This window comes from Propioniciclava sp., from assembly GCF_036744435.1.
Taxonomy (GTDB): Bacteria; Actinomycetota; Actinomycetes; order Propionibacteriales; family Propionibacteriaceae; genus Propioniciclava.
In genome coordinates this window covers 1-6474 of sequence record NZ_DAIOIA010000149.1, presented here as the reverse complement: position 1 = coordinate 6474, position 6474 = coordinate 1, and the positions used below count along the sequence as shown (strand labels likewise).

The following is a 6474-nucleotide window of genomic DNA, read 5'->3' as shown; positions in this document are numbered from 1 at the left end:
ACGAGCTGGTCGGTGTGGTCGATCATGCGCAGCCACATCGGGTCGGACTCGTCGTTGCCGGAGTCGATGAAGATCAGCCGGTAGTACTTCGCGGCCACGGCGTGGATCGCGTCGACGTCCTCGGGCTCCACGCGCTGTTCGTGCGCGAGGGCCATCGGCTTGCTGCGCAGCACGTCGAACCGGTCGCGCGTCTGGTGGTGCACGTAGTGCGCGAGGTCCGCGGACTGTGCGCCCGTGCTGAGGAGGCGATCGACCTGGGGCAACAACTCGAGGAGGGTCGCCTCGTGCGGCCCCTGCTCGGTGCGCCAGCCGAGCGTGCCGCGAGTCTGGTTGTTGTCCCAGGTCAGTACGCCTGCGCCGCCGTAGCGGGCGAACACGGCCGCGAGGAGGACGGTCGTCGGGGTCTTGCCCGCGCCGCCCTTGCCGTTGACGATCGCGATCGTGCGCGGTCCCGGCCAGTGCTGGCTCACGGCCTGCACGTCGGAGCGCTCGGCGCGCTCGGACTCGCTCGGCGTCATGCGAATGCCGATGTTGGTCAGGAGGCCGCGCCATCCCTGGGTGGCGGGCTCTTCCACTTGTTCCTGCGTGAGGAACGACTGTCGAGCTGCGCGCCGCGACTGCGGCTGTTCCTGGTCGACGGGCGGGGCCGCGGAGCTGCGCACCCACTCGTTGCCCTGCTGCGGCGCACCGCCGTAGACGGGCGCTGCGGGTGCCTGAGGCGCGTAGGAGGGCTGCTGCGGCACTGGGGCGAACTGAGGCGCTGCGGGCACGATAGGCGCGGAGGAGAACGCCGCGGGTGCGGCGTGCGCGCCGGGGGCCGGCACGGTCGCCTCGTCGACCGGGGGCAGCGTCGTGTCGTCGACCGCCTCGGGGGCCGGCTTGGCTGCCGTCTCGGGGTCTTCCTCCACGGTGCCGTCCGGGTGGACGATAAGCGGCCATTCGCCGTCAGGCCCGGCCGTGGTGACGCGCACGGCGCGCTGCATCTTGGCCGCGGTCTCCGTGACGCGGGCGAGGATCGCGCTGCGCGCGTCCTCGATGCTGTTCGTCTCGATCGGGTGCGATGTGCCGTTGATGGTCACTTCGCCGCTCCCGTCCGGGCGAGTCAGGGCGTCGATCTTCGGCCACGTCGGGACTGTCTCTGTGCTGGTCATGATGGTTCTCCTTCGTGCTATCCGAGCGTGATTCCGACTTGGGCCAGGTAGGCCTCCGGGTCGACGGTCTCGCCGTCGACGATGACCATGAAGTGCAGGTGGCATCCGGTGGATTGCCCGCTGCTTCCAGTGGCCGCGATCTGCTGGCCTGCCGTCACCTTGTCTCCGACGTTGGCGAGCAAACCGGACTCGTACATGTGCAGGTACTTCGTCTGCACGCCTCCGCCGTGGTCGACGGTGATGGTGCCGTTGCCGGCGTCGTCGAATCCTCGGAAGGTCACTACGCCGTCTTGCGCGGCCCAGATCGGGCCGTCGCAGCCGCCGGCTGCCAGGTCGGTGCCGCTGTGGAAGCGGTAGTCGCCGTAGATCGGGTGGACGCGGCCGCCGTAGGGCGACGTGATCGGTCCTGCACCGGGAGCAGCCCAGCCGCTCGCGCTGACCACGCCTGGCACGTCGGATGCGCATTCGCCACCGGGATTCGGGTTGCCGGGGTTCAAGCCCGTGCTTGTCCCGGAGAGGGATTCGACGACCTCGACGGCTGGACCCCAGAACGGCGTGTAGTGGTACGGGTCGAGGTTGCCCTGCGTCTGGTGGGCGACGATCGTTGGTTCCAGCGACTCGCGGTCCTGGATTTGCATCATGGCTTTGAAGAAGTTGGTGGAGCTGATGTACGGGTCCATGCGGTCGTCGTACGAGCCCCACGCGCCGTTGTCGCGCTGCTGGAACAGTCCACGGGAGTCCGGTCCCGCGGCGTCGCCGTAGTCGACGACGCGCAGGCTGGATTCGCCCATCGCGGTCATGACGCCGATGGTCTGGTCTCGGACGTTGAGCCCGAGATCCTTTCCGGCCTGGATGACGTGCGCGGCGTTCACGAGCTGCTCATGGTTGTAGCCGGCGATTATCGTGTCCGGGACGGTGTTCGGGTCGATGCTGACGCTTACCGTATTGCCGCTGCCGGATGCTGGGATGGGAGCGCATCCGTCATCGCCTCCCATCAGGAGGAAGCTGAACGCGCCGCCCACGATGAGGAGCGGCACGACAGCGATCGCAAGCGCGCCGCCCTTGGGCTGGCCGTCAGCCATCAGTGCCACCCCTCCGGGAGGCCGAAGCGGCTCACGAGCCACGGTGACTCGGCGTCGGCGCGGCTGAGAATGACCGTGCAGGGGCCGATGTTCGTCGGCACTTCGACGGTGGCGACGTAGGCGCTCGTGTCGTCGATGATGACGCCCGCGCCCGTGACGCTGGTTACGGGGATGCGGGAGGAGTTCAGGTTGGCGTAGTCACGACTGGCCTTCTGATCGAGGAGTGGTGAGACCCCCGCCCACCACTCCTCGAACGCCAGATCGGGCCGCCCGTAGGCGCGCATCGCCGTCTCTGCGGCGGCGATGACGCTCGCCCGCGACTCGTCGTCCCACTCCGGGACGGGCTGCGGTGCGTAGGTCTCTCCGGTGTCCTCGTCGATCACGCCTGGCGGCACGGGGTTGAGGGTGCTCGGATCGACCGAGGGAAGGAACGGGCCGGAGCTGCTGCTGCTCGGCGTGGGTGACGGCCCACCTCCGTCATCTGCCGTGCAGGCCGTCAACGTCGCTACAGCAACGATCACGAGTGCCGCGGTCCCGATCCTTCTCATGGCTACTCTCCCTTAGTCGTGTCAGCTTCCGTTTCCGCTCCGAGGATCACAGTCGGGCCGGATGCTCGCTTCGTGTTCGCGCCTGCGGAGAGCGTCTGTTTCAGCTCGTCGCGCAGGATGAACCACGTGGAGCCCACCTTGTATCCGGGGATCACCCCGTCTTTCAGCCACTTGTAGACGCCGGGCTTGGTCATGTTCAACAGCTCGGCGACCTCTGGAACGGTGAGGGATTCGTGCTTACCCTCGAAAAAAGCGTCAAGTCCTGAGGTCACGGCATGCACCCGGAGTCTCGTACGCATACTGCGAGTGTAGACGATGTAGATGCGTGTGGGTAGATGTAGCTGCTTATTACGTTCTGATGCATGCTATTGCTCCCTATCGGGGTGGGGACGTAGGATGGCCTTGTAGATGACTACACACCCAATTATTGAGGGAGAAGGCGCATCGTGACAGAGCAGAACAACCCGTGGTTGTCTCGGCCTGCGTCGCCCCCGCCCACCATCGCAGCCACCACGGACGTTCCGGTGGCTCGTCCGACCGGCCCGACCGCCCCGCAACGCGGGGTGCCCGTGCCCGATCACGTCGACCAGCTCCGCATCGTCGAGCAGCATCGGCCGGCGGAACTGTGGTGGGTCGGAGCGCATGGCGGGGCCGGAGAATCGACGCTGGCAGGGCTCGCACCCGAGTGGCCCGCTGCGGGCCACGCCTGGCCGCGGACACCCGCGCCGGCCCCGGCCCCGGTGGTCCTCGTGGCGCGCTCGAACGCGCACGGGCTCCGAGCTGCACAGACCGCAATCATGCAGTGGGCCGGAGGCCTCGTGCCTTCGGTCGACGTGCTCGGCCTGGTGATCGTCGCTGACGCACCCGGCCGCCTCCCGCGTCCCCTCCGCGACCTCGCGCAGGTCGTGAGCGGGGGAGTGCCCCGGACGTGGAACGTTCCGTGGGTTGAGTCGTGGCGACTGGGGGAGCCGCCGGCTCTCAACGACGCCCCACGCGAGGTTCGTCGACTCGTCGACGAGCTGCGCGTGATTCTTGGACCTGGTGCCGCCGGCACCACCAACTGGAAGGAAGAACGATGACCGCTCTGGAACTCCTGACCGCTGTGAACGACTTCGCAGCAGTCGTGCCCGCGCAGATTCCCGACCCTGACCCGGTGCAGCCTCCCGGAACGGAAGGCGTCACGACGATCATGGCGTGGCTCAAGTGGATCGGCTACGCCGTCGTCGGTGGCGCGATCATCATCGGCGGAATCCTCATCGCAGTGAGCTTCCGCCGCGGCGAGGGCCACGACGCCCTGCCCAAGATTCTGTGGCCGATGGCCGGCGCGATCGTGATCGGTGCCGGGGCCGCCTGGATCGGCACGATTGCCGGCGGCTGACGGAGGTAGATCATGGCTGACGAAGAGAACGAGCAGAGCCCCTACACGCGGCCCGGATTCATCGCGGCCGCCGTCGTCGTGGTCGGCCTTGTCGTGGCCGGCATCATCGTGGGCGTCAACATCGTGACCCGAGACGATGCCGAGCCCGCGCCAACGTCGACCAGTACACCCTCCGCCGCCCCGTCTACCGAACCTACGGCAGACGCGGGCGGCGAGAGCGTGTGTGGCCTGGCCGGCGAAACGCTGGAAGGAACCGTCACAGCCGCCCCGGAGGCGGAATGGCCGTATCAAGGGACCACGGCCTACCCGGTCTCCTCGACCTTCGGTCCGGCAGACAGCGACGCCTCCGGGGTAAGAACCTGCTTCCAGCACTCACCCGAAGGTGCGTTGTTCATGGCCGCGAACGCGATCGTTCAGGGGTCCGACCCCTCCACCGCCACGGCCTGGGCTCAGTACGCGCTGTCCGAAGGCCAGTACCGCGACACCCTCATGGCGGAACTGGGCGAGGGCTCCGGCGCGCAGGGACGCATGACCATCGAAGGTTTCCGCATTCTCAAATACGACGGCAACACAGCTCGCATTGACCTGGCTGTAGGGACATCGAGCGGCGCGGAGCCGGTAACGGTCTCAGGGGTCTACGAGCTGATCTGGCAGGACGGCGATTGGAAGATCAGCACCGACGTGGCGCAGCCACTCAACATCGCCGCCATCCCGAACACGAATGGCTACACGCCCTGGGGGGAGTGATTCTGAATGGCTGACTGTGGCTGGCTCGATTTCGGATGCAACGCCGAAGAAATTGCCAAGAGCGCAATCGGTGACGCTATCGAGAACATGGCGAACGCCGTCCTCGAAGCCTTCGGCAAGGCTGTCGCCTCACTCGGCACGCTGTGGGTAAACATCGGAACGCCGAACCTGACGAGTGATGGAGGTTCGTCGCCCATCGGCGCGGGCGAGAGCGCACCGGGTTCTGAGGGCATCGTGACAATCCTCGGATACGTCACGTGGATCTCGTTCGCCATCGCGGCGATCTCGATCGTCATCCTTGGGATGATGATCGCAACACGGTTGCGCCAGGGAGAGGGCATCGCGGCGGTAGGCCGGGTAGGCCTGATCCTGGGCGCGATCATCCTCATGGGTGGTGCAACCGGATTCGTCGCAGGTCTGCTCCCCTCCGGCCCTCAGGGAGCCGGAGGAGCGGTGTTGTTCCTGCAATCGTCGCTCTGGTGGTACATGGGCGCGGCCGCGGTGGTCTCGATCATCATCGGCGGCGCTCGGATGGCGTGGGAGCAACGCGCCGAGCCAGGCCGGGAGACGATCAAGAGTCTGCTGACCTTGATTGGTGTTGCAGGAGCCGGCGTGACCGTGGTTGGCCTGCTGGTTGCCGCGTTCGATGCGTTCTCCGTGTGGATCATCAACGGGTCGCTGGAATGCGATGTCGCTGGTGATGGTGCCTGCTTTGGTGGGAACATCAGCGCTTTGCTGGCCCTCACGACCAACCCGCTCGCGGGTGGTCTGGGGCCGCTGCTCATCATCATTCTGGGGCTCATCGCGATTCTCGCGACGGCCTTCCAGATCGTGCTGATGGTAGCCCGTGGCGGCATGCTCGTCATCCTGACGGGCATCCTCCCGCTGTCGGCTGCTGCGACGAACACCGAAATGGGGAAGTCGTGGTTCAAGAAGAACGTCGGCTGGCTCGTGGCGTTCATCCTCTACAAGCCGGCCGCGGCAATTATCTACGCGACAGCGTTCCAGCTCACCGGTACTGACGTGTTCCAGGACGACGGAACCGGGCTGCTGGCCGTGCTCACGGGTCTGATGCTGATGGTGCTGGCGCTCTTCGCGATGCCGGCGTTGATGCGGTTCGTAACCCCGCTCGTCGGGAGTATGGCGGCGGGTGCTGCGGGTGCCGGCGGGCTCCTCGCCCTTGCCGCACTGCCCTCGGGTGCGGCCTCGCTCGGACGTCTGGCCTCCGGTTCGGGCGGCGGTTCTGGCGGGGGCGACTCCGGGTCGGGCAGCGACGGCGGGCAGGGCTCGTCTGGCCCCTCGGGCAGCTCGGGCGCGGACAGTAAATCGTCCTCCGGCAGCTCGGGCAGCGCCGGCGGCTCTAGCGGCTCCTCGGGGGCTGCTGAGAGTTCCGGCGCAGCGTCGCAGGGCACCGGGGCGCAGGCCGCCTCGGCCGGCGGCGGAGCCGGTGCAGGAGCTGGTGCCGGTGGTGCCGCTGCGGGCGGTGGTGCCGCTGCTGGCGGGGCTGCGGCCGGTGGTGGAGCTGCGGCAGCGGGTGCGGCGGCCGGTCCGGGGGGGATCGCAGCGGG

At 67.6% G+C, this 6474-nt stretch carries 8 protein-coding genes; 4 read left to right on the top strand and 4 right to left on the bottom strand.

From position 1 onward, the window contains the following. From V7E09_RS13925 to V7E09_RS13910, 4 genes are all read right to left on the bottom strand, one after another. Positions 1 to 1151, bottom strand: a 1151-nt coding sequence (locus V7E09_RS13925) for an AAA family ATPase (RefSeq protein ID WP_324523571.1), incomplete at its 3' end; no start/stop codon positions are given. Between the two features lie 17 nt (positions 1152 to 1168). Next, positions 1169 to 2233, bottom strand: coding sequence for a M23 family metallopeptidase (locus V7E09_RS13920; protein WP_218714226.1), 1065 nt, complete (start codon positions 2231 to 2233; stop codon positions 1169 to 1171). Next, positions 2233 to 2628, bottom strand: coding sequence for a hypothetical protein (locus tag V7E09_RS13915; RefSeq protein ID WP_324523570.1), 396 nt, complete (start codon positions 2626 to 2628; stop codon positions 2233 to 2235). Before V7E09_RS13915 ends, V7E09_RS13920 begins: the two co-directional genes overlap by 1 nt. 155 nt (positions 2629 to 2783) lie before the next feature. Next, on the bottom strand, positions 2784 to 3080 hold the full coding sequence (locus tag V7E09_RS13910) for a helix-turn-helix domain-containing protein (RefSeq protein ID WP_218714228.1): 297 nt from the start codon (positions 3078 to 3080) through the stop codon (positions 2784 to 2786). Between the two features lie 147 nt (positions 3081 to 3227). On the opposite strand from V7E09_RS13910, the gene V7E09_RS13905 reads away from it, so the two are divergent. The 4 genes from V7E09_RS13905 to V7E09_RS13890 all read left to right on the top strand — a co-directional run. Next, on the top strand, positions 3228 to 3860 hold the full coding sequence (locus V7E09_RS13905) for a DUF6668 family protein (protein ID WP_324523569.1): 633 nt from the start codon (positions 3228 to 3230) through the stop codon (positions 3858 to 3860). Then, the gene (locus tag V7E09_RS13900; RefSeq protein ID WP_218714220.1) at positions 3857 to 4159 is read left to right on the top strand and encodes a hypothetical protein; all 303 of its coding nucleotides are present in this window, start codon (positions 3857 to 3859) and stop codon (positions 4157 to 4159) included. The genes V7E09_RS13905 and V7E09_RS13900 overlap by 4 nt, the downstream gene beginning before the upstream one ends. Positions 4160 to 4171: 12 nt before the next feature. Beyond that, positions 4172 to 4906 (top strand): hypothetical protein, encoded by a 735-nt coding sequence (locus V7E09_RS13895; protein ID WP_218714221.1) that lies wholly within the window; start codon positions 4172 to 4174, stop codon positions 4904 to 4906. Positions 4907 to 4912: 6 nt separating this feature from the next. Then, on the top strand, positions 4913 to 6474 hold a 1562-nt coding region (locus V7E09_RS13890; RefSeq protein WP_324523568.1), incomplete at its 3' end, for a hypothetical protein.